The sequence below is a fragment of the Tindallia californiensis genome (genome assembly GCF_900107405.1).
In the GTDB taxonomy this organism is placed as follows: Bacteria; Bacillota; Clostridia; order Peptostreptococcales; family Tindalliaceae; genus Tindallia; species Tindallia californiensis.
On sequence record NZ_FNPV01000003.1, the window covers coordinates 129,730 to 152,093 of the forward strand.

Annotated in this window: 19 protein-coding genes; 4 read left to right on the top strand and 15 right to left on the bottom strand. The window is 41.6% G+C overall.

Annotated elements, in window-relative coordinates:
* Positions 1-226: 226 nt before the first annotated feature.
* From BLV55_RS04675 to BLV55_RS04685, 3 genes are all read right to left on the bottom strand, one after another.
* Positions 227-520: an EscU/YscU/HrcU family type III secretion system export apparatus switch protein gene (locus BLV55_RS04675; RefSeq protein ID WP_093311733.1), complete on the bottom strand. Its 294-nt coding sequence runs from the start codon at positions 518-520 to the stop codon at positions 227-229.
* A 42-nt stretch (positions 521-562) separates the two neighbouring features.
* Positions 563-4,063: a DUF6240 domain-containing protein gene (locus tag BLV55_RS04680; protein WP_093311735.1), complete on the bottom strand. Its 3,501-nt coding sequence runs from the start codon at positions 4,061-4,063 to the stop codon at positions 563-565.
* Between the two features lie 166 nt (positions 4,064-4,229).
* A complete protein-coding gene (locus BLV55_RS04685) occupies positions 4,230-6,257 on the bottom strand; it encodes a methyl-accepting chemotaxis protein (protein WP_093311737.1) in 2,028 nt (675 codons plus the stop codon).
* Between the two features lie 290 nt (positions 6,258-6,547).
* Between BLV55_RS04685 and BLV55_RS04690 the strand changes: the two genes are divergently transcribed.
* Positions 6,548-6,997 (top strand): YaaR family protein, encoded by a 450-nt coding sequence (locus BLV55_RS04690; RefSeq protein ID WP_093311739.1) that lies wholly within the window; start codon positions 6,548-6,550, stop codon positions 6,995-6,997.
* 110 nt (positions 6,998-7,107) lie between these two features.
* Here the strand turns inward: BLV55_RS04690 and prfB are convergent.
* The 7 genes from prfB to BLV55_RS04725 form a co-directional block, all read right to left on the bottom strand.
* Positions 7,108-8,215, bottom strand: a protein-coding gene (prfB, locus tag BLV55_RS04695; protein WP_207646022.1) for a peptide chain release factor 2 whose coding sequence is annotated in 2 segments (ribosomal slippage) — positions 7,108-8,139 and positions 8,141-8,215 — 1,107 coding nt in all. Because the reading frame shifts where the segments join, the coding sequence is not laid out codon by codon here.
* 282 nt (positions 8,216-8,497) lie between these two features.
* Positions 8,498-11,185, bottom strand: a complete 2,688-nt coding sequence (gene secA, locus BLV55_RS04700; protein WP_093311742.1) for a preprotein translocase subunit SecA — start codon at positions 11,183-11,185, stop codon at positions 8,498-8,500.
* Positions 11,186-11,206: 21 nt separating this feature from the next.
* Positions 11,207-11,815, bottom strand: a complete 609-nt coding sequence (locus BLV55_RS04705; protein ID WP_093311744.1) for a DUF5317 domain-containing protein — start codon at positions 11,813-11,815, stop codon at positions 11,207-11,209.
* 150 nt (positions 11,816-11,965) lie between these two features.
* The gene (gene hpf / locus BLV55_RS04710) at positions 11,966-12,502 is read right to left on the bottom strand and encodes a ribosome hibernation-promoting factor, HPF/YfiA family (RefSeq protein ID WP_093312281.1); all 537 of its coding nucleotides are present in this window, start codon (positions 12,500-12,502) and stop codon (positions 11,966-11,968) included.
* Between the two features lie 611 nt (positions 12,503-13,113).
* Positions 13,114-13,629 carry a flagellar export chaperone FlgN gene (gene flgN, locus BLV55_RS04715; RefSeq protein WP_093311747.1) on the bottom strand — a complete coding sequence of 172 codons (516 nt, stop codon included), beginning with the start codon at positions 13,627-13,629 and terminating at the stop codon, positions 13,114-13,116.
* Positions 13,630-13,638: 9 nt separating this feature from the next.
* Positions 13,639-15,249, bottom strand: a complete 1,611-nt coding sequence (fliD, locus tag BLV55_RS04720) for a flagellar filament capping protein FliD (protein ID WP_093311748.1) — start codon at positions 15,247-15,249, stop codon at positions 13,639-13,641.
* A gap of 49 nt (positions 15,250-15,298) precedes the next feature.
* Complete coding sequence (locus BLV55_RS04725) at positions 15,299-15,697, bottom strand: flagellar protein FlaG (protein ID WP_093311751.1); 399 nt, start codon at positions 15,695-15,697, stop codon at positions 15,299-15,301.
* 244 nt (positions 15,698-15,941) lie between these two features.
* Here BLV55_RS04725 and BLV55_RS04730 point away from each other — a divergent pair, with 244 nt between their 5' ends.
* Positions 15,942-16,790, top strand: a complete 849-nt coding sequence (locus BLV55_RS04730) for an aminotransferase class IV (protein WP_176968262.1) — start codon at positions 15,942-15,944, stop codon at positions 16,788-16,790.
* Between the two features lie 129 nt (positions 16,791-16,919).
* The gene (gene ychF, locus BLV55_RS04735) at positions 16,920-18,008 is read left to right on the top strand and encodes a redox-regulated ATPase YchF (protein ID WP_093311756.1); all 1,089 of its coding nucleotides are present in this window, start codon (positions 16,920-16,922) and stop codon (positions 18,006-18,008) included.
* An 18-nt stretch (positions 18,009-18,026) separates the two neighbouring features.
* Here ychF and BLV55_RS04740 read toward each other — a convergent pair whose 3' ends face one another.
* The 5 genes from BLV55_RS04740 to BLV55_RS04760 form a co-directional block, all read right to left on the bottom strand.
* Positions 18,027-18,416: a hypothetical protein gene (locus BLV55_RS04740; protein WP_093311759.1), complete on the bottom strand. Its 390-nt coding sequence runs from the start codon at positions 18,414-18,416 to the stop codon at positions 18,027-18,029.
* Positions 18,417-18,590: 174 nt separating this feature from the next.
* Positions 18,591-19,088 carry a flagellar export chaperone FliS gene (gene fliS, locus BLV55_RS04745; RefSeq protein WP_242870035.1) on the bottom strand — a complete coding sequence of 166 codons (498 nt, stop codon included), beginning with the start codon at positions 19,086-19,088 and terminating at the stop codon, positions 18,591-18,593.
* Positions 19,089-19,201: 113 nt separating this feature from the next.
* On the bottom strand, positions 19,202-19,399 hold the full coding sequence (locus BLV55_RS04750; protein WP_093311761.1) for a YjfB family protein: 198 nt from the start codon (positions 19,397-19,399) through the stop codon (positions 19,202-19,204).
* Positions 19,390-19,761 carry a DUF8042 domain-containing protein gene (locus BLV55_RS04755; RefSeq protein WP_093311764.1) on the bottom strand — a complete coding sequence of 124 codons (372 nt, stop codon included), beginning with the start codon at positions 19,759-19,761 and terminating at the stop codon, positions 19,390-19,392. The genes BLV55_RS04750 and BLV55_RS04755 overlap by 10 nt, the downstream gene beginning before the upstream one ends.
* 41 nt (positions 19,762-19,802) lie before the next feature.
* Positions 19,803-20,909: an NAD/NADP octopine/nopaline dehydrogenase family protein gene (locus BLV55_RS04760; protein ID WP_093311766.1), complete on the bottom strand. Its 1,107-nt coding sequence runs from the start codon at positions 20,907-20,909 to the stop codon at positions 19,803-19,805.
* 306 nt (positions 20,910-21,215) lie between these two features.
* Between BLV55_RS04760 and BLV55_RS04765 the strand changes: the two genes are divergently transcribed.
* Positions 21,216-22,346: an ATP-binding protein gene (locus BLV55_RS04765; RefSeq protein WP_093311769.1), complete on the top strand. Its 1,131-nt coding sequence runs from the start codon at positions 21,216-21,218 to the stop codon at positions 22,344-22,346.
* Positions 22,347-22,364: the final 18 nt, after the last annotated feature.

Consider the following 22,364-nt stretch of genomic DNA (forward strand, 5'->3'; position numbering starts at 1 on the left):
TCTTATTTTTTATTGTCTGAACCCTCCATGGTATTGACGGCGGCACAATGCCCTCCCTGGCCTGTTGCCGATTCTTTCTTTTATGCCGTCCCGATTGCTCTTAGGACGTTCACCTGTGTTATCGTCATATTTCCAATGATACTTTAGGCTTTTCTTCGCACTCTTCGCGTCCTTTGCGATTCATGACTTTTGACTCTTCTCCTTTGAACCTGTTTTTATTTGTTTCTCATTTTTTCAAGTCACTGAATTTCCCTTTTTCTTGATCCACAGATTCTACAAATACCAGTACCTGAGCTACAATTTCGTATAACTCCTCCGGTATCTCTGTCCCAATTTCAAACTGAAGCAATTCTTTCACCAGCCTCTCATCTTCGTAGACGACCACATCATTTTCCTGAGCCTTTTGTATCATATTGTCAGCAACAAGCCCTTGTCCCCTTGCCATGACTTTAGGAGCAAAGTCCTTTTGAAGGTCATAACCCAGGGCTACCGCACGCTTTCTTTTTGTTTTTTCGTCCAAGGCTATACCCCCTCATAGCGTCACCGTGAGGTCAGTTGTTCTCTAGATTTGTAAATCCAGAAGACTACTTCTCAACCCACGAAATTTCTGCACTTCATCAGCCAAGGATAAGGTGTGCTGTTCTTCCTCGACACGAAAAGAAAAATCTTTTATTTCATAACCCAATTCTTCCATGGTTTCATGTAGTTTTTCAGAGAAACTTTCCATCCACTGACGATCTTCTTCTTTTTCCACACCCATTTTCATGACAATCTTTTTGTATTTAACGCCAACAAATATATTCAAGTTTCCTAAGTGAGAAGTTTCAAAGTTAAACAGTACGGACATATCCTTCGGATCAATTTTTTTCCCTTTTTGATCATTCATAAAAAACATTTGTAAGTTTTTGGCTTCGCCATTCATCATAAAGGGCAACTGGTATACCGCATCTTCCCTATTTAGTTGACTTTGCAGTTGCAGGGCATTCATTAGCTGCTCGGCTGATCTGCCGAAGCTTTCTCGATCACCAGAACTCATTGATGCCATTTCTTGTTCCGCTCCCTGCAGTACATTCCCTATCTGTCGATATAAATCCGGTGCTGGCGGCTGTCCTTTCCTGAGTGAGTCACCTGCCTGCTGCATTAGCTCCTGGAGTTGTAAAGCCGCTTGCCTTACCGGATGCTCCGGCTTATCTGAGTATTGAAGCAATCTTTCTGTCAATTCTCCCAATAACTGACCTATCTGGTTTTTGTTCTGTAAAAACAAACCGGTCTGTCTCACTTCTTCTAAATTAACCGGCATTGCGTTTTTAACCATAAGGGACAATACGCTGTCCTGTCGGCTTTCATCCGATGCCAGAGCTTTCAGAACCGTCATATTCTGGTTAAGCCGCTCCATTTGCTCTGGCGTTATGTTCCTCGGCTGTAATTCATGGTTTCGGCTTGTTCCGGGGTCAGTTTCTCCGGGTATCATAACTGACCTGGCTTCCGATTTTTCTGATACTTCTCCCATCTGCCGGATCATCTGGCTCAGTTGACTGATGCTTGTCTGCCGGTCGATATCTTCCGGTGCTTCTCTCACCACTTGCGAGCTGTTGGTCTGGATAATTTCCTGTTGTTTGAGGATCTGCATCATCTGTTGAAGGTTTTCCCGACTCAAAGGCATTTCATTCACCATTAAGGCTCTGGCTGCCTGTTTTGCCAAGATCATTTCTTCGCTTTCTCTTCCTAGGTGCGGCATCATCTCCTGCAGGTGCCGGCTGATAAGGGTATCCATTCCCGCCGGCACTTCCCGGGGCTTAGTGATCCCTTCTGGCAGCTTGTCAGGCAGTTTCTCCGATGACTGGTTTATCTGCTGGCCTTCATTTCCCTTTTGACCAGCTAATTCGGTTGTTTTTTCTGTGGCCGGTTTCATGTCAGCGAGCATTTCATTCATTTCTTTCCGATAGGTTGCTTCGGTTATTTCTCCCTTTATCCACTGCTGGGTCAATTCCAGAGCCACTGCCGTCATGGGCAGGTTTTGCTTTTCATGAAAGGCTAGGGTTTCCGGCTGAATTTGCTGCAAGGTATTCACCACTTCCATCCGCTCCATTAGCTGCCCCAGACTTGCCGTCATTTTCCCACCATATTCTGCGGAAACTGCCTGATTCAGGGTAACCTGATCCAGAGCAAATGAATCCATTCGCTGCAGCTTCTGAACATCTTCCACCGTCATATTTTGCTGCATATTTTCCACCGCACCTCTTAATTCATAAAGCTGGGCGATCCGTTCTTCCGTCAGAGGCAACTGCTGCAAACTAAGGGCTCTTGCCGCTTCAAAGTCTGTATGCTGTTGAAGTGCATGAGCACTGGCCCCTCGTTGTACCAGGTAAGTCTCCATCACTTGTTGAGCTTTTTCTGCTCCCTCCGGTGTTCGGCTTTCCGGTGGCAGAGCCTTCTCCGGATGGTCAGCAACCAATTGTTGACTCTGCACCAGGCTTTCCAACGTCATCGGCGCCTGTTGGCGCTGATGATGAGCGGCCGCTTCCAAACTGAAGTCGTTGAGTCTGCCGAGAAGCTCCGCCATTTTCAGCACTTGCTGATCTGCTTGGCTTAAATTGGTGATGGTTACTTTCTCCGCTATTGGTGCCAAATGGCTTAACTTTAAATCCCCACCCTGTCTTACCAGCTTCAAAAGTTGCTTTTCATCCAGCTTTCCCAACTTTTCCATCTGTTGCTCCAGCTTTTTTAAGATTGCTTCCTTTTCCTTTCCGTTCATTTTCTGAAGGGGTTCTTCACCAGTGCGAGATTCGCTATCCGTACTTCTTGAGGTTTCACCATTCTTTTCATCAGATCGGTTTTCATATTCCTGCAACCATCTGGCAATTTCGGTGACATCGGTTTTTTCAGCATTAATGCCCGCCTTTTGCATAGCTGCTACTTTCTCCGGATCCAATTTGTCTGTTACCGTTTTAACCGCTTCCTTTAGTGCTTCCATTCGCTGAATATTTTCTGCCGTCACCGGAACATTATTCTTTAGAAAGGATTTCGCCGTAACCATCCGCTCTTCATTTACTTCCAATCCTTCTGCACGAAGCTGACGGGCGATGTCTTCCTCCATTCGTTCCAAATCAGCTGCCGAAAGGGTTGATGCGGATGTTACCGCTAAGGAAGAAGGATGTTGCCGATGATAGGATGTCATTTGCTTCTCTCCCTCTTCCGATGCTTTCGGCAATCCACCTGTCGCCAAGCCTTTGTTTAACTTGTATAAGGTATCCAGCGTTGGTTCCATTTTCCCTTTCAAAGGTTCCAGCAAAATCTCTTCCCGAAGCTCTCTAAGGGCATATACTTTATCCATTATTTGCTGCACTGAATCAATCCTGCTTTTTGTCACATTCATCCCCATACGATCTAACGCCTTGATCGTATCTGTAACGTCTTTTCCCATTTTGCTACCATAAAGCTTGCGAGCAACTTTCTCTGCTTCTTCTGTGGTCATTTCTTTTTTTAATCCTAACCACTTTAAAAAAGAAAAATTTTCCGCTTTCTCCGGCGTTTCTTTAAGAAGCTGAGCTAATTCCTGCAATGAAGAGCGATCTAAATCGATGTTCTTTTCTATTAACGCTAATGCCTTCTGGGGGTTAAAATCTTCCATCACCTTACTTAGCAATTGTTTCGATGTCATAAAGGTCATGATATTTCCACGGGTTATTTCCACCCCATGATTTTGTAACGTCTCCAAGGCTTCTCTTGATTCTTGATTTGCTTTGATTTGAAATCTTTCAAGGACTTTGTCCGTTTCTTCTTTGCCTTTTTGACCTTCTGTTTCAGCCATTTGTTTATTTGCTGCCTTTTTGACTTCCATTTCTTCAATATTCTTCCGATCAATACTAACCATCTCTCCAGGTTTTTCCTGTATTTCCTGCCGAAGCATGGCTTTTACGATGCGGCTGTCTGAAATCCTCACTTGCACTTCCCGACCATTTTTTTTCATTAGTTCACCTGTAATGGTCTGTGGTGTCTGAGGTTTTTCATAGGTTAAGCTTTTTACCGGAACCGATATTTTATCAAAAAAGGATGAGATCATCGCTTACTACTCCTTCCAATCTTTTCTCTCTGCTATATTATCGACTACAAAGCCAAAAACCTTTAGAACCGTTATGAAAGTAAGCATTCATCAGAAAAGCGACGGATTTTTCCGCCGCTTCCCTTTTTGTTTATCTTTACGCTTTCTTATCCTGTGGATATTCTTCCTAAAAGGTGAATTGAGCACTCGCTTCTTGAAGTTCCTGAGCCAGTTTTGCCAGATCTTCACTGGTATTTGCTATTTCATCCATAGCCGCTGTTTGTTCTTCTACGGAAGCGGAAGCTTGTTGAGTGCCAGCCGCATTTTCTTCTGATATGGCTGCCAGGTTTTCGATCATTGAAATGATTTCATTTTTCTTTTCTTCCATCTCCTGACCTGATTCATTGAGACTCCTTAAAATATTTTGCATGCTCTCAATCGCTTCGGCAATGCCATGAAATTTCTCTGTCGTATCTTCAACGCTGGTATTTTGCTCTTCGATTACCGATCCTACGGTTTGTACATTAGATGCCGCTTTTTCTACCTTTTCTGTAAGGTTAGAAATAACTTTTGCAATTTCATCCGTAAAATGATTGGACTGCTCTGCCAGCTTTCGTATTTCATCGGCTACAACAGCAAATCCTTTGCCGGCTTCTCCTGCTCTGGCGGCTTCAATGGCTGCATTAAGTGCCAGAAGATTTGTTTGCTCCGCAATGCTTTTTATCATTACGCTGGCTTGCTCAATTTGCGAGGTGCTTTCCTGTGTCTCGTTCATGACAGCGTGTATTTCTTTAATTCCTTTTTTTGTTTCACCGGATTTACCAATCAGATGATTCATTTTTTCCAATCCTTCAGATTTATAGTGATCTACAAGGTCCGCCGACTCATTGAGCTGTTTCATATATTCCTGATTTTTTTCCATCGTGATGCCAAGAGTCTTGACATGTTCAGCACCTTTTTCAGTTTCTTTTGCCTGATCTGAAGCACCTTCCGCAATTTCTTCAATCGTCTTCGCCACTTCCGCTGCTGCTGTCGATGCTTCTAAGCTGGTAGAAGTCAGTTCTTCCGAAGATGCGGCCACATTATCAGCCTGACCTGCTATCTCTTTTACCAGCTTTGTGAGATTTTCCTGCATTACCGCCAAGGATGCTGTCATTTGTCCTATTTCATCTTTTTGTTTCTGGTATCGTTGCATTTTGCTGTCTTTCTCAATACTTAAATCGTATTTAGCCAAGCGGTCAACTACCTTTTGGATTTCTATGATCGGATTCGAGAAAGAATTTCCAACCAAAATTGACACAACAACCCCTATGGCTATCATCACGATCATGGTTATCATCAAGGTGTTTCGAAGTCTGGAGACTCCTTGTAAGATTTCATTTTCTTCTGCGACGGTTGCTATGATCCAGTCTGTACCGGGTATTTCTTCAAAGCCTGCATGAACATCAATCTGATTAAAAAAATATTGTCCATGGCCCTGTCGTTCTGCCAATATGGTTTCAAACAACTGCGCTACAGGTCTTAAGGATTCGTCTTCCTCTGCTGAACGAATAGGATTAAACTGATCGATGACCATTTCCCGGTTATGGTGAGCAATTACAGTCCCGTTTTCATCTATCACATAGCCATAGCCCGCTTCACCATATCCGATACCATCTACGATATAACTTAAAAAATTTCCGTCTCCAACAGCGACAATGGCTCCTACGATACGATTTCGATGATACAGCGGTACCGAATATACCATCACCACACCGCCTTCATCATCTGGGTTTACACTAACGGCTGGTGGCATCATAGCTCTTTTTCCTTCCAAGGATTCATGATAATATTCTCTTTCAGAAATATCGACAATATTTCCACCGATTCCATAGCTATCCGATAAATAAAGATTGCCATTAAGGTCCGCTACCCCTATTCGAATAAAGGGACTCTCTTCTGCCTCTGCTAATAAAATAGTCATTTTTTCATCTAAGTCTGCTAAAGGATCACTTAAGCGCTGAATTTTTCCTAATCCTTCCAGAAACACAAATTGTCCATCGATACTTACTTCGGCAATGACAGCCGCCTCCTGAGCCTGGGTCTGAAGCCCTTGAACCGCTTCTCCCAATACAGCGTTACTAGCCGTATTAATAGAGATAAAAGATAAGGTAACACTGAAAAGTAAAATCACCACCGTTAGTATACAGACCATTTTCATTTTAATTGATTTCATCCCATCACACCCTCCCCATTATATAAAAGCTCTCCCCTTTTTGCTCCCTTTATCAGAACACGACTGATGGTCAAAGGGTGGCTTTCTTATTTTGTTAATACCCTTTTTTTCTCCCATGACCCACTCCTAAAATCCGTCGCTTATGGATAATCATCGAAAGAGGGATGTTGCTTTTTTGAATTCTATGATATGATTTAAGAAATCTTTATAAATGCCGATAGTTATAGTGAAAAGTAGTCTCATCGTATGTTATTGTTGTATGTCATTTTTCTGATGTTGGAGTGATAATCATGTTAAATAGAGTAGAAGGTATCTTGTCGCCAGAGCCGGCACAAAAACAAGAATCAGCGCCTCAGGTACTCAAACCTGATCAGGCGAATTTTATGGATAAGCTAAGTCGTGTAAAATCTGATGAGGTAAGAGATCATCTTCAGGGTCTTTATGGAAAAATTAGCAAACAAGCTGATAAAATTTCTGAAAGGCTCTATTTAGATGATGTCCTACATTATAAAAAACTGGTTCGTGAATTTCTTGATGTAGCTACCAAGAATTCCCATCAGTTTTCGAAACAAAACTTTTTGGATCGGCGTGGACGGCACCGGGTGTATGCCATTGTTAAAAATGTGGATCGGGAATTGGATCATCTGACCAAAGAATTTATCAACCAGGAAGCAGATCGTATTTCTGTAATGAAACGGCTGGATGATATTAGAGGGATGCTGATGGATATTATGATGTGATTATCGTAAAAAGGGTGCTGATGACTTTCTAGTCATCAGCACCCTTTTTGGCTTTTCACCTTTTGAACTTTTAGTTGCTTTTCAACTACTTCTCAACAGCTGTTTTTCAATTACTTGCCAACCGCCTTTTGCTGCAAGTATCCATAAATAAAACGATCCAAATCTCCATCCATGACACCTTGAACATTCCCTACTTCTACGTTGGTTCGATGGTCTTTCACCATATTATATGGATGGAAAACATAGGAACGAATCTGGCTCCCCCAGGCAATCTGGTTATACTCTCCCTGCAGTTCGTCAATTCTTTCTTTATTTTCTTCTCTTTTCAACTCCAACAGCTTTCCTTTTAAGACTTTCATTGCCGCCTCTCGGTTGCTATGCTGAGAACGCTGGTTTTGACACTGTACCACCAGGCCCGTTGGTAAATGAGTAATCCTCACAGCCGAATCTGTTTTGTTGACATGTTGCCCACCAGCACCACTGGAACGATAGGTGTCAATACGAAGGTCCGTAGACTTTATCTCCACTTCCACCGTATCATCAATTTCCGGCGTTATATCCACAGAAGCAAAGGAGGTGTGTCGCTTTCCGGAAGAATCGAAGGGAGATATTCTCACCAGGCGATGAACTCCTTTTTCAGCTTTCAGATATCCGTACGCATTTTCACCTTTGACAAGAAAGGCAACACTTTTTATCCCGCCTTCCGGATCTGATTGCTGATCAAATATCTCCAGTCCAAATCCCTTAGATTCTGACCATCTGGTATACATCCGGTAGAGCATTTCAGCCCAGTCCTGAGCATCCAATCCGCCTGTTCCTGCATGAATCGCCACCACACAGTTCAGATGATCATATTCTTCATTCAACAAAGTGCGTAGCTCCATCATTTCTAATTTCTCTTTTACTTTTTCCAAGCCTTTCGTAAATTCCTTCTCGAACTCACTTTCTCCTTCTTCTAAAAAATACATCATGGTTGTTAGTTCTTCATGCTGACTTTCCAGAGAATGGTATTCTTCCACCTTGTCTTTTAGCTGCTTGCTCTTTTTCAACATTTCCTGAGCGCGTTCCTGATCATCCCAAAACCCTGGTTCACTCATTTTAAGTTCCAGTTCTTCTATTTGTTTTTCCAATACAGATACGTCAAAGAGAAGTCCCCATTTCTTTAATCTTCTCCTCCAGTTCCATCACTTCCTGACGATAATTGTCTAAATTAAGCATCTGTCTTTCAGCCCTTTCTTGTCACAGTGGGGACGGAGCTCATTTTCCCCGAAAGTCACGGAGTAAACGACCTGCCCTCCCCGCCTGTGCCTTTATTCCGCAATTTGCAATCTGTGACCTGCAACTATGCTATCTTTCAACAATTAGCCGAATCATGTGCATAATCTTTTTGCTTGACGTTGGCTTTTCTTCGTGCCCTTTGCGCCTTCGCGGTTAATACCCTATAGGGCACAGGTTGATTTGTTTTTTCTTTCTACTTTCTACTTTCTACTTTCCAACTTTTCACGCCCCACAACATTTTTTATATTTTTTCCCACTGCCACAAGAGCAAGGATCGTTTCTTCCTGGAGTTTTTTCACTTTTTACCGGCTGAGGTTTACCACCGCCGGCAGGAGCTCCGTTAGCACCAACTGGTGGATTCACTCTCACTACCGCTTTTCTCTCTACCTGACTGTCTTTTTCCAGATGAAATAAGTATTTCACTGTATCTTCCTGAATGTTTTGGATCATTTCCTGGAACATATCAAACCCTTCCGTCTGATAGGCTCTCACTGGATCTACCTGCCCGATAGCACGAAGGGAAATCCCTTGCTTTAACTGATCCATCGCATCAATATGATCCATCCATTTGGTATCTACTACCCGTAGCATAATGATGCGTTCAATTTCCCTCATTCGTTCTTCTTCAATTTCTGATTCTTTGACCTCATAATGAGTTTTGCATTTCTCAACAATAGATTCCTTCAAACTTTCTTTGGTAAGGCTTTCCACATCCTCCTGAGGGAAGAAATCCTTCAAACCAAATTTCTGCTGCAACCGTTTTTCCAGGGCATCCAGGTCCCACTCCTCCGGGTACTGACTGTTGGCTGTATATAGTTCAATGCTGGTATCAATAATGGTTTCTACCATGGCCATCACCTGGTCTCGTAAACTCTCACCATCCAGGACTTTACGCCGTTCATTATACATAACTTCACGCTGTTTATTCATCACATCGTCATACTGTAACACATGCTTACGAATGCCAAAGTTTCTTCCTTCTACTTTTTTCTGTGCATTTTCAATGGATTTTGAAAGCATGGCATGTTCAATGGCAACATCTTCTTCCATTCCCAGCTTTTCTACCATAGACTGCATTCGTTCACCACCGAAAAGACGCATTAAATCATCTTCCAGAGAGATAAAAAACCTGCTGGATCCTGGGTCTCCCTGACGTCCGGCACGACCACGCAGCTGATTATCAATCCGACGTGATTCATGCCGTTCCGTGCCAATAATGTGCAGGCCTCCGGCCTCAATGACTTGCCGCTGTTCTATATCTGTTTCTTGCTTGTATTTTTCATATAATCCTTCGTATTCTCTCGCTGCTTCTTGCACTTCTTCATCTTCCGGAATGGTTAAGGCTGTCACCATGCTTAACATATTTTCATCAAAGCCTTTGGCTTTTAAGTCTTTTTTTGCCATAAACTCCGGATTACCGCCCAGCAAAATATCGGTCCCACGTCCTGCCATATTGGTAGCAATCGTAACCGCACCTTTACGGCCTGCCTGAGCAACAATGTCAGCTTCCCGCTCATGATGTTTCGCATTTAACACTTCGTGCGAAATGCCTTTTTTCTTTAAGAGCGTGGAAAACAGCTCGGAATGTTCAATAGAAATGGTTCCTACTAGAATCGGTTGCCCTTTTTGATGCTTTTCCTCTATTTCTTCTGCAACTGCCTGATACTTCCCATTGACGGTTTTGTAAATAGCATCCGGATGATCTTCTCTTGCAATGGGTTTATTGGTAGGAATTTCTACTACATCCATCCCATAAATAGACTTAAACTCTTCTTCTTCTGTTTTTGCTGTACCGGTCATGCCGGAGATTTTTTCGTACATTCGAAAGTAGTTCTGAAATGTAATCGTCGCCAGGGTTTTTGATTCTCTTTGAACATCAATTCCTTCTTTTGCTTCAATCGCCTGATGAAGCCCATCGCTATAACGACGACCGAACATAAGCCTTCCTGTAAAGTCGTCTACAATAATGACTTCGCCATCTTTTACGACATAATCTTTATCTCGTTTCATTAACGCATTTGCTTTCAATGCCTGATTAACATGATGGGACAGCTCCATATTTTCCGGATCAGAAAGGTTTTCAATCGAGAAATCTTTTTCTGCCCGCTCTACCCCTTCTTCTGTTAATGCTACGGAGTTGGCTTTCTCGTCAACGCTATAATGGGTTTCATTCTTCAAAGTTTTTACAAATCGATTCACTAAAGAATACATTTGTGTTGATTTTTCGCCTTGACCAGAAATAATCAAAGGGGTTCTGGCTTCATCAATCAGAATGGAGTCTACCTCATCCACAATCACATAGTTAAGTTCTCGCTGTACCATGTTTTCCTTTTGGATTACCATATTGTCCCGAAGATAATCAAATCCAAATTCATTATTCGTTCCGTAAGTGATGTCCGCCGCATAGATTTCTTTTTTTTCTTCCGGCTTTAACCCATGGACATTAACACCTGTAGTTAAGCCTAGAAACTCATAGATTTTTCCCATCCATTCACGGTCACGTTTTGCCAGGTAATCATTGACGGTGACCACATGGACACCCTTTCCTGTCAAAGCGTTTAGATACACCGGCAGTGTTGCTACCAATGTCTTTCCTTCTCCTGTTTTCATCTCGGCGATCCTACCCTGATGCAACACAATACCGCCATAAAGTTGTACACGGTAATGTTTCATTCCCAGTACCCGAAAAGCTGCTTCCCGAACCGTTGCAAAAGCTTCCGGAAGAATATCGTCCAAGGTTTTTCCCTGCTCTAATTTTTCCTTCAATAGGGATGTCTGTTTTTGTAAAGCTTCATCCGTTAATTCACCATAGGTATCTTCCAATGCCTCAATGGCTTTTACCTGTTTGTCCATCCTTTTTAGTTCCCGTTCACTGTAACTTCCAAAAACTTTTTCAAATAATGCTTTCAACTCATTCACCTCATTAATTATTTACCTTTTAAGAAATTTTCCATGATGATCAACCTGTAGCATTCGTGCCCGCTGATAATGCCCCACTCCCAAAAATAGATGCTGTATCCAAAAAAACAATCCCAGTGAAATAAACAGATCTCCCGGCGAAAAAATTTGTGCCACCGGATAGAAGGAAGGTGGGGTAAACCGTTTTGCAAAAAAAGACATAAGCGTAGTCGTTTCTTCTATCAAGGTGTAGTGGGGAAGCCTTCCTGCTTCGATCAAAGAAAGACGATTCAAAAATCCAGCTTGTTGCAACGCATCCGCTGAAATTAAGATGGTGCCATTACTCAGAAAGATAACGGCAAAATTCATGATGCTTCCCGCTATAATGAACCACACCACTTTATGCCCCAGATTAAAAAACAAGGCAATAAACAACATCCCATAGCTCAATGCATAAAGAAGCATTCGGTGATGAATAAACCAGGTACTACCGGCTAACATCATAAAAGACAACACCAGTTGTAACAAAAAGGCAGCAATCAACAACACCGGCATCCGTATATGCATTAATCTCATGTTTTTCACCGTGCCTCCCCGAAAGAAAGCAACTACCGTTCCTAAAACTAATGCTTCAATGAACACGAAATCACATCCTCACGATTAGCTTCCCTTTCCTCACTTAAGCACTCCAACAATAATTCTTTTTATCATGACTATCATTATATCAGAAAAACCACAAAAAAAAACAACCTACCGGATAGTAATCCGACAGGTTGATATTTTTTTGCTTCTTTACTCAAATTCCGGCTCAATAAGCCCATAATTTCCATCTTTCCGTTTATACACTACATTCACTTCGCTTGTTTCATCATTTGCATAGACATAGAAGTTGTGGCCTACCAATTCCATTTGCAAAACCGCTTCTTCATGACTCATCGGCTTAACCGCAAATCGCTTGGTTTTTACAATCCGAGCTTCTTCTTCCTCCTGTTTTTCCTGAGCTGGAATATTTTCAAACCGAATGGTCTCATAATTATTAATGCGATTTTTCTCTAATTTTGTTTTATGCTTTCTTAACTGGCTATCCAACTTATCTACCACTCGATCAACGGTGTTATACATATCTTTTGTAGATTCTTCAGCCCTCAGTACGGAGCCGCTTAGGGGAATGGTCACCTCCATAATTTGCCTTTCTTTTTCTACTGAAAGTGTAACCTGTGCTTCCGCCTCCTTGTTGAAATACTTTTCTAACTTATCCAGTTTCGATTCAATGGTGTCTCGCAGAGAATTTGTTATGTCAAAGTTTCTGCCTGTTACGATTACTTTCATATTTCCAGCCCCTTTCCAACATGTTTTCTTTCTAATGTCTCTCCTGGCTGCTGCTTCATGATTTTCCATGAAGTATGTATCTTACTTTATACCCTATTCTTTTTTGATCAAACCAGCAATTATTCACTCTGTTTTATCTCTTTTTCCATTTTTCGTTACCAAGCTGTGGATAAGTCTGTGGATTGTGGATAAAAACACTTCTTTCCTGTGGATAATGTGGGTAACTCTGTTGATAACTTGGAATCAGCAGGTTCGTTTATGTGGAGAAAATGGGGAAAACCGAAGTAACAAAAATAGTTTTCCACATTCTAAAAAGTCAAGTGCAAAAACTAAATAAAAGCCGCCTAAACGACTTTTATAGAACAGAAGCTGACCTGGTCTTTGCCCCCACACTCGCCTGCTGGAAGGTTTGCTCCGGGTTCGCCGTCACGCCACTTCTCTCGAGCATTATTGCCCGGCAGGACTTACTCCTAAGCCGCACCATGCTCCACAACACTTTTGGCTGTGTTACGTGGGTCCTTTTGCCTGCGACTGGCATGGACTTGCAACCACAGACCTTCTGTTCCGTTTCCATTATACCATACAACCATATCGCTGTGCGTCTATTCTCATTAGACACGATGATCCTTTTTTTCTTTTTTGTCCATAAATAAGGAAGGCTGTTTTTGCTTGGTATTGGCATAACCATGAATCGCTTTTTTCCCTTTTTGAATCTGTTGAATCTCCCCTTTAAGTGTTTCCATAAAAGTTTTCATGGTTTCCCTATTTTCATTATCGATGGCCGACACTTGTTGGAGTTTTTCTTGAATTTCTTGAGTTGTTTCTTGTAACTTCTTTACTTCCTCCGCTTCAAAAATACCTTTTGGCACTTGATCCAAGTATAAATACCCGGTTTTATCCTTTAGTTTCTGTATTTGCTCCAAAAAAAGCTTGTCCAAATCATCGATAGATTCCATCATTCGGTTACGCTCTTCCACGCAAATTAAAAAAGCTTCCTGATTGAAAGCTTCATCAGAAATTTTCAGCATTTCCTTTTGTTTCACAGTTAAATTCAGGAGATCCGATAGGATCTCCTGCTTTTCTATCAATAGATTAATAGCATTCTTTAGAGAAATTCCACTATTCATACATACCTCCTAAAACTGCATTAACTGTTGCTGCAACCAGTCTGCCTGATTGTTCATTTGCCCCATTGCTTTTTCCATCGCCGTAAACTGAGCCCATAGTTGTTCTTCTCTTCGAGCTAGTCTGCGTTCTTCACGTTCGATTCGTTGATTAATCGATAGAATATCTCGATCCGATACACTCAAACTGCTATTTTTTGTAACAAAATCTACTAACATATTCCCCTGCACAGAACGCAAAGTATCAGCATGATCGCCTACCCCTAATCGGCGAACATTATCCTGCATTCCCGCTACCATTTCATCGCTCATACGTTGAAAAAGACCGCTTTCTGCTTTTCGCTGTGCCGGATCTTCCGCATTGGAGGTTTTGAACAAAAGATTTACCACTCCTTCTGCGTCTTCGTTAATCGCATCTCGTAACCGGTCTTCATCGATGACAAGTTTTCCACCGTCCTGGTAATTCCCAGTAGTAATACCAATCTGTGTAATCTGATTAAAAGCACCTGTGGCTCCTTCCACTTCCTGATACATGCCTAAACGGAGATTTTGCATCATACGGGTCATGGATTCATCATTTCTTAACAGACCACTTTTCGCCCGTTCTTCCCACATCTCAACTTCACTATCAGACATCGCTCTTTTTTCTTCGTCTGTCAATGGTCGATAGTCCCGATACTCTTCTTGCTTAAGCTGTTCGTTCACATCATCCAGCAATTTATTATATTCATCCACAAAATCTCTAATTTTCTCTACCATACCGTCCACATCGGTTTGAACGCTGACGGTGGTGACTTCATTCAAAGGTGCGCCACCCTGAACATCCAAGTGAATGCCAAAAATCTCAATATTGTTGCTGTGATGTTTAATTTCTTCTCCATTAAACTCAATGATGGCATCCTGACCTTCTCTTTCTATTTTCCCTTCCGCATCAAAAGCTTCAAACATATTAGCTCCCAGACCATCTTCAAGGATTGTAAAAGACTGCTCCAATCCGGTTTCCCGGGTGGTAATCATCATTCTTCCAAAGTTAGCATCATAAGAGGCATTTAAGCCAAGGCTATTGCCATCTTCATCTGTGGCATTCCGAATATCAGCCGCTAACGTGGAAACTCGGTCTCCGGACTTCACCGTAAACTCTTTGGTGGTGTCTCCCACTTGAATGCTTAAGGTTTTCTCTTCCACTCCATCTTCAAATTGAAAGGTTCTTCCGTCTTCCGAGGTAATTGCCGCCATATCTTTTGAAGTAATGCTCCCTACCTCAGCTCTTTGTTTTACTTCCACTGTATGATTTCCTTCAATGGCGTTGGCATTAGCTCGTGCTCTTACAACAGATTCATTAGAGGACTGGGCACTTTTAATCCAATCAAATTGATTCACATCAGAGGTTCTGATTTGACCACTGTAACTTACCTGGTTTAACCCAAAGCTTTGCCTGCTGTCTAAAACAAACTGAGCTATCCGTTTGTTCATATCATGAGCCGCTTCCTGACGCCATTGAATGGTCTGGCTTCGCTGATGAAAGCGATCCACTCTCATTCGTTCTACCTTCATCATCTGATCAATCATATCATGGGTATCGATTCCGGAGTTCAATCCACCGAACCGCATTCGATCCATCATTTTCCTCTACTCCTTTCTATTACGCTGTCCTTAAAGATCAAGACAGTCCCTAGCCACGTTCATCTACCAAGATTCCTGCTACTTCCAACATATTCGCTACCATATCCACCAGTTTTTCCGGTGGAATTTCCCGAATCACTTCATCCGTTTTTGTATTAATCACTTTTACCATAACTCTATTCAGCTTATCATGGGAAGAAAACTCAAAATGTCGGTTTAGCGGCTCAAAACTTTTATTGGCCTGATCCAGAGCATCCTGAAGATTTTCAACTCTGTCACCTTTTTCCATTTGTTTTTCCATTCTTTCTTGCTGAGTGACTCTATTTTCTCTTCTTTTTTCGTTGTTTTCTGTTTCAGCCACCGACCCCTGGCTTCCCTGCCTTAACTGTACACGCTCAGCCATCTGTGCTGACTGTACACGATCCGTAGCAATACCATCTATTTTCATATTACTCCCTCCCTGGAATGGTGCGTATTTGGTTCTTTGAATCCTTCCCCTTCTGAAAAAGCACACAATTAACCTGTTATAAATAGTATCGGATAAAATTCAAAAAAGTTTACCTTCTTTTCAATATTTATGAACAATGATACAATATTAGTTTAGAATCAGGAGTAACTAATAAAATCATTCTGTAACCTAAGTACTAAGTCGATACTTTAGTACTTAGTCGATACTTTGGGAGGTAATGCTGATGCAGCGAGAAATTGAAAAAGACTTTTTTTTACGAAACGGCTTTGCCTATTCTACCGATCAGTTTGATCCGGAAAAAGTAATTATCACCCCTTCGGTATACGAAGTTATTCGAGTGATTAACGGCGTTCCTCTTTTCTGGGAAGCTCATCTAGATCGGATGCAGCAGTCCCTTTCTTTACTGGGATATGATATCTCTTTCGAACCAGCAAAAATCCATGACCAGTTGCACAAACTGATCCAAAAGAACCACGTCAGTGATCATAACATAAAAGTGTTGATGAACCATCTGGATGAAAAGCCGCTAACCTTATACCTTTTCTTTATTACCAGTTATTATCCATCCAAGCGGCAACTCGAACAAGGGGTTCCTGTTATAAGGATTGCGGCTGAAAGAGAGAACCCCAAAGCCAAGGTAATTGCTACAAAGTTTAGGGAACCTATCCAAAAAGCCATCCAAGCGGCAGGTGCTTATGAAGCTTTACTGATCAATGGAGCTGATGAAATCACAGAGGGCAGCCGCTCTAATTTTTTCGTTGTGAAAAATGGCCAGTTTTACACATCACCTTCCCAGAAAGTATTGGAAGGAGTGACTCGCAAAACGGTTTTATCCTTACTTGGCCGACTAGGGTATTCTTGCACAGAAAAGCCTATTACCCGAAAATTAATGGAAAGTGCCGATGGCCTGTTTTTAACCGGTACTTCACCAGGAGTTCTACCGATTAGCCAGGTGGACCAACAGGCCTTTCCTTCTGCCCACGTAAAAGAAATACAGGAAATACAAGGCTTGTATCAGCATTTTGTCAAAACCTATATTGCCATTAATCAGCCATCAGCTACTTTACCTTAGCTCGCTTCCTTTAACCGTAAAATAACCGTTAACCGTAAAATAACCGTAAAAAATGAACAACAAAAAATATAACCGAGGCATTATTGTCTATGCCTCATTAAAAATGAAGGAAATCAGGAGGAATAGAAAATGAAAATTGGAATCGTGGGACTGCCCACAACAGGAAAAACCACCTTATTTAACTTACTGACCGGTGCCGAAGAAGAAACGGCCGGTTTTGCTACAGGGAAGGTGGAAGCGCACACTGGCATTGTTAAAATACCCGATGAACGCATTGACTTTTTAGCCACTCACTACCAGCCAAAAAAAATCACTCCGGCTACGATAGAGCTAACAGATGTACCTGGACTGGTTCAAGGAGCTAGTACAGGCAAAGGGGTGGGTAACCAGTTTCTGGACACCATTCGAAAAGTAGATGCATTGATTCACTTGGTAAGGGTTTTTGAAAATGATCAAGTACTGCATCCAGAAGGTTCTAACGACCCTATGCGTGATATTGAAACCATTAATATGGAACTTCTTTTTTCTGATCTGGGGGTTATCGAAAACCGGATCCAGCGGATTCAAAGCGGAAAAAAAGTGACGAAAGAACATCTGGCTGAAAAAGAAGTGCTAGAAAAGTGCCAGGAAGCTCTTGAAAATGGAAAGCTGATTCACGAACTAAACCTGGAAGAAGAAGAACAAGAATTATTAAAAACCTTTGGGTTTTTATCAGAAAAACCAATGATGATCGTTGTCAATATTGACGAAAATCAACTTTCCGAGGGAAAATACCCGGCACAGGATACGCTGGAAAGTTATTGTAAAGATCGTCACTTACCATTAATTGCTCTTAGCGCTAAATCCGAACAGGAAATTAGTCAGTTGGAAGATGAGGATCGGGAAATGTTTATGGATGAACTGGGTATCCATGAGCCTGGTATCCACCGGGTAGCACGGGCAGCCTACGATTTGCTGGGCCTTATTTCTTTTTTAACCAGTGGAGAAGACGAAGTCCGGGCATGGCCTATCCGAAAAGAAACCATTGCCAAAAAAGCCGCCGGTAAAATTCATACTGATATTGAAAAAGGATTTATTCGTGCTGAAGTAACCGCTTTTGAAGATTTTAAAGAAAACCCTTCCACCGTTAAACTCAAGGAGCTTGGAAAAGTCCGTTTAGAAGGAAAAGAATACCTTGTAAAAGATGGGGATATTATCAATTTCCGCTTTAATGTTTAATCAGTAAACAAGATCATTTTATCGACGACGGCGCCGCCCAAAGCTGCTCACCTGGCTTTTGGTGGCGTTCCCTTTTTGGTTAAGCTCTATTTCAAGCTTTTTCTTTTTGCATTCAAAACAATAATCCCCATAATCTACCGCAACACCACAGGTTTTACAAACCCTCATCATACTTCGCTTTTCCAACAGCGAGATGCGACCTTCCCGCACATAACGCATAATCAAGGACCGGCTCACCCCTGTAGCTTCTTCAGCCTCCAGTACAGTTGCTCCCGGATGGTCATAGACATAATCTCTTACTCTTTTATAAGGATCTCCTGACTCTTTGGCGCATTCCAGACAGAGAAGCTCTCCTTCCGGCTGATCCATCACCAAATGACCACAAACAGGACAATTATGGTATCGCATTCCTTATTCACACTCCTTCATATCTCAAGAATAAAGACACTTCGCATCTTATAAAGGATTAATCGTCAGGGGTACTCCTATGCTTTCCTTATCCAGCATAAAAACAACCCCTGCCTATGATTATATCATAAACAGGGGTTCCACACCCACTCCACTCTTTTTCTTTTCTGAATCTTAAGAGGATTTAACACTTTCCATTGCCTGTTTCCATGTATCTCTCATCTCTCGTGTTAAGTTTACCGTTTCTTTCAGTTTTTCGATGCTTTTTTCTGAATTGGCTGCTATCAAGTGGTAATGAATAAACTCATACATTTTGAACAGTTCATCAGAGATTTCATATTCCTGATCCAAACCGTTCATTAGTTCAAGAAAAATATTTTGAGCCCGCATATTAAAATGATGTGCTTTTTCCATGTCCTTTTTTTCAATGGCTGCCACCGCTTGGTTGATAAACCGGATAGCACCATCATAGAGCATTACCACCAGTTCTTGCGGAGATGCTGTCATTACTTGGGATTGCAAGTAGGGATTCGCTTGTTTGGGCCCATTCTGTGCGGTTGATTTTGTTTTTTCCTGGTAGGACTCTTGGTTCAGGTTTACCTGTTTTTGCATTTTGTAAATTTTAGGATTCTGCATCTGTTTGTTTTCTGGATAAGGGTTATTCATCGCCATTTTAACACCTCTTTAGTATTTTATCTTCTTGATTTATGATGATCCATTGATAATTTGTCTATTGTTATAATGCGTTCAATACTATTATCGGCTAAAACAGCTAAAACTTAACCCTATAATTGAATATCCAGATTGCCTCCCAAATGAGGAGTTACCGATTGTTCCAACATTTTTGTATTGGCATCCAACATTTTTTCTAAACCTTCCATTTGAGAGGAACCACCATCCATTGCCATCTTAAGCACGGATACACTGGCTTCCTGTTGAAGTTTCATCTGGTTCAGTGCTATTGACATAGCCGCTACATCCATTCCTTCATCCCTCCCATCACCGTTTCCACTTCTTCTTTCCAAACCTGAAACGCAGGAATCACCTGATCTGTCATCTGCATCTCCATTTCATCCGCTTTTTTTTGGTGATAACTTTCTAAAAAGCCTCCCACTTCGGACATCAATTGCCTGGTCGAATCATTAAACTTATTTTCCGGCACTTGAGCCGCCATCGGTAGTACGGCTTTCTGAAGGCTTTCAATTCCTTTCATTGCATTCTCCAGAAGCATTATCGTCTCATCATACCGCTCTGCTTCTACCTGTTTTTGCATTTGAATAAAGGCTTCATTAATCACACCGGTAAGGTTCATGATCTGATCCACCATGTTTTGTGATAGTTCCATTCATTACCCTCCCTGCATCTTTTCCCTTGATTATAACATACTTACCCATTATATCCTTCCTGTAAAAAGGTTTTTATTTCTCCCAGAGATTTCCCTTCCAGTCCCCAATCCTGTACGGTGCACCCAGTTTGATAATAATCCTCATCATTCAACGCTGACGCCAATACAATGACGGAATCCATCACTGGTGTTTCAATTCCTAACGCATCTCCCAGACTCGCCAGTGCCACCAAAGAACATTTTGTATCTTCTACCAAATACCGATCCTGAAGGCTGCTGGGTCCTTTTAACGGATTAAAGGCATTACTGTCTCGATAGCATTCATAAAGGGTTTCTCTTTTGGGCGCATACCCCATTTTATAAAGACGTTCTACCGCTGGAATTCCTTTATAGCCTAAAGCCTGACAAATGGAAAGTCGTTCCTGATCCACCCGTTCATTCACCCGGGCAACGGAAGGCGTGATCCCTTCCCGGTAATGATAATGCTCTCCATTAAAGTATTCAATTTTCCCGGCATTTAATACGACCGGCGCTGGATGAGACACCGGATTTCCGTTATTTAAAGAGCTTTCCAGCACATCTCTTACCGGCTCAATAGATGGATAAATATGCTTGGTCAGTTCTGCCATTTCATCGTTATACTTTGAAGGAAAGGTTGCAAAGTATAATTTCTTACACTCCAGTAATATCAGTGCTTCATTCTGCTCACCATTGCTTCGGGCCGCATAAGGCAATGAATGAATCTCCGCCACCCGAATTTGATGATTTCCCAATTTTTCATATAGTTTTCTCGCCATGATCAAAGCGCCACCGGTACTACCCGGAGCCAGTAGAATTCGTGCATCCGGTTTAAGGTGTTCTGCCAATTCTTCCGCCAGCTTTGCAATGGTGTATGCCGGCAACACCGGCATAATCAAGTCTACGTCTTCCAGCGCTTCATCAATATTTGAAGTCACCTTATTGAGAGTCGCTTTTCCTGTAGCTCCCACACCGTCCAATTGAATGGTTTTTTCTGAAAACAAAGATTCCAGCCGGTTACGGTATTGATCATTTACGTAAAAGTTTACTTGATGACCTTGCAGCGTTAAATCTGCCGCTGCCGCTAAAGCCCCATTTCCACTTCCAATGATACATACTTTTAATTTCATATATCAAATCCCTCCCGTCGATTCTTGTGCGCCCCTTATTATATGGGAGAGAACTAAAAGATACAAGCCTTCTATCCGATCTTTTTCCTATTTTTCTAACAAGAAATTCCTAAAAGGCTATTGAATCAATGTGTATTTTTTTATATACATTTTGGATGATATGTATCAAATAATCCTTTTACCGCTTGAATCCTTTTTTGATTAATGGTACATTGTCATTATATGCTATCAATCCCTATTCACTTGTGAAGGTAATGACAAAGACACCTTCGCTAATTTATATTCCTTATTGGAAGGAGATTCTATATGGAAAAGAAGTCAGAAAGTTATGATTTCATGAAGAAAATATGCGATGATGAGTTGTCTGAAATACTGGATTTATTATCCGGCATTTCTTCTATTATGATGGATCTAACCATTCATAACGAATATCTGGTTGATGACTGTCTGGAGCGGATCGGCCACTATACAAAAGCCTCCCGAGTGTATGTTTTTATGTTTCGTGATCAACTAAACTATATGGATAATGTTTATGAATGGTGCAATGAAGGTGTTTCTTCTGAGATCAATATGTTACAACATTTAGCCACCGATGATTTTCGTTGGTGGATGGTTAAGCTCCTGAAAAGAGAAATTATTTTTATTGAAGACGTAGCGTCAATGGACGCCTCCGCCAGTGCCGAAAGAGAAATTTTATTAAAACAAGGAATCCAATCCCTGATTACCGTCCCTATTTTTTATCGTCAAGAATTGATCGGGTATATCGGGATTGATTTTACAAAAGAAAAAGCTAAGTGGAATGTCTCTTGTCCTTTCATCCTAAAACTTGTTTCCGAACTTTTTTCTTCCGGCTTTGAACGATTGCGACAGGAAAAACTTCTTTATGAGTCTCAACCAACCGATAGTCACAGTCCGCTTTCTCCCTGCGAAAGCATTCCTCCTGGGGTTTCATTTCCAGCTGGATCAAAAGCTGAAAATGTGAACGGAATGATCGAAGAACTGTTTTATTATATCGATGCAGATTTGCGTCTTTTCGATCATATAGAAAAAAAATTAGCACCTGAAAACCCCTTTATCTTTATCAATAAGTATGACTTTTTTCAGATCTTAATGATTCTCCTACAAAACAGTATTGACGAAGTAAAACGTTATCAAAAAAATGCCTTAGACGGTCATAGCAGCTATCTCAGTATTAAAACCCGTCAGAATACAGACTGTGTTGTGATCGAACTGTTGGATAGCGGAGAAGGATTTTCACATCATGACAGTACAGAAGTTTTTAATCCTTTCTTTACTACCAAAGAATTAGGAGAAGGAACAGGGCTTGGCCTTACCTACGCTTATGACCTTATCGTCAACAAATACCATGGTAGTATCCAGACTGGAAACTGCCAGGAAGGTGGTCTCGTTACCATAAAACTACCCATCTTTCAATAACAAGGACGCTTTGAGTCT

Bases quoted from the DNA above. Each gene is read 5' to 3' on its own strand.
- BLV55_RS04730 (WP_176968262.1), top strand. From the start codon at position 15,942: ATGCAGCGAGAAATTGAAAAAGACTTTTTTTTACGAAACGGCTTTGCC.
- fliD (WP_093311748.1), bottom strand. From the start codon at position 15,249: ATGATGGATCGAATGCGGTTCGGTGGATTGAACTCCGGAATCGATACC.
- BLV55_RS04680 (WP_093311735.1), bottom strand. From the start codon at position 4,063: ATGATCTCATCCTTTTTTGATAAAATATCGGTTCCGGTAAAAAGCTTA.
- BLV55_RS04740 (WP_093311759.1), bottom strand. From the start codon at position 18,416: ATGCGATACCATAATTGTCCTGTTTGTGGTCATTTGGTGATGGATCAG.
- BLV55_RS04685 (WP_093311737.1), bottom strand. From the start codon at position 6,257: ATGAAATCAATTAAAATGAAAATGGTCTGTATACTAACGGTGGTGATT.
- fliS (WP_242870035.1), bottom strand. From the start codon at position 19,088: ATGGCGATGAATAACCCTTATCCAGAAAACAAACAGATGCAGAATCCT.
- BLV55_RS04765 (WP_093311769.1), top strand. From the start codon at position 21,216: ATGGAAAAGAAGTCAGAAAGTTATGATTTCATGAAGAAAATATGCGAT.
- BLV55_RS04690 (WP_093311739.1), top strand. From the start codon at position 6,548: ATGTTAAATAGAGTAGAAGGTATCTTGTCGCCAGAGCCGGCACAAAAA.
- BLV55_RS04760 (WP_093311766.1), bottom strand. From the start codon at position 20,909: ATGAAATTAAAAGTATGTATCATTGGAAGTGGAAATGGGGCTTTAGCG.
- BLV55_RS04755 (WP_093311764.1), bottom strand. From the start codon at position 19,761: ATGGAACTATCACAAAACATGGTGGATCAGATCATGAACCTTACCGGT.
- hpf (WP_093312281.1), bottom strand. From the start codon at position 12,502: ATGAAAGTAATCGTAACAGGCAGAAACTTTGACATAACAAATTCTCTG.
- BLV55_RS04725 (WP_093311751.1), bottom strand. From the start codon at position 15,697: ATGAAAATAGATGGTATTGCTACGGATCGTGTACAGTCAGCACAGATG.
- BLV55_RS04750 (WP_093311761.1), bottom strand. From the start codon at position 19,399: ATGGATGTAGCGGCTATGTCAATAGCACTGAACCAGATGAAACTTCAA.
- ychF (WP_093311756.1), top strand. From the start codon at position 16,920: ATGAAAATTGGAATCGTGGGACTGCCCACAACAGGAAAAACCACCTTA.
- flgN (WP_093311747.1), bottom strand. From the start codon at position 13,629: ATGAATAGTGGAATTTCTCTAAAGAATGCTATTAATCTATTGATAGAA.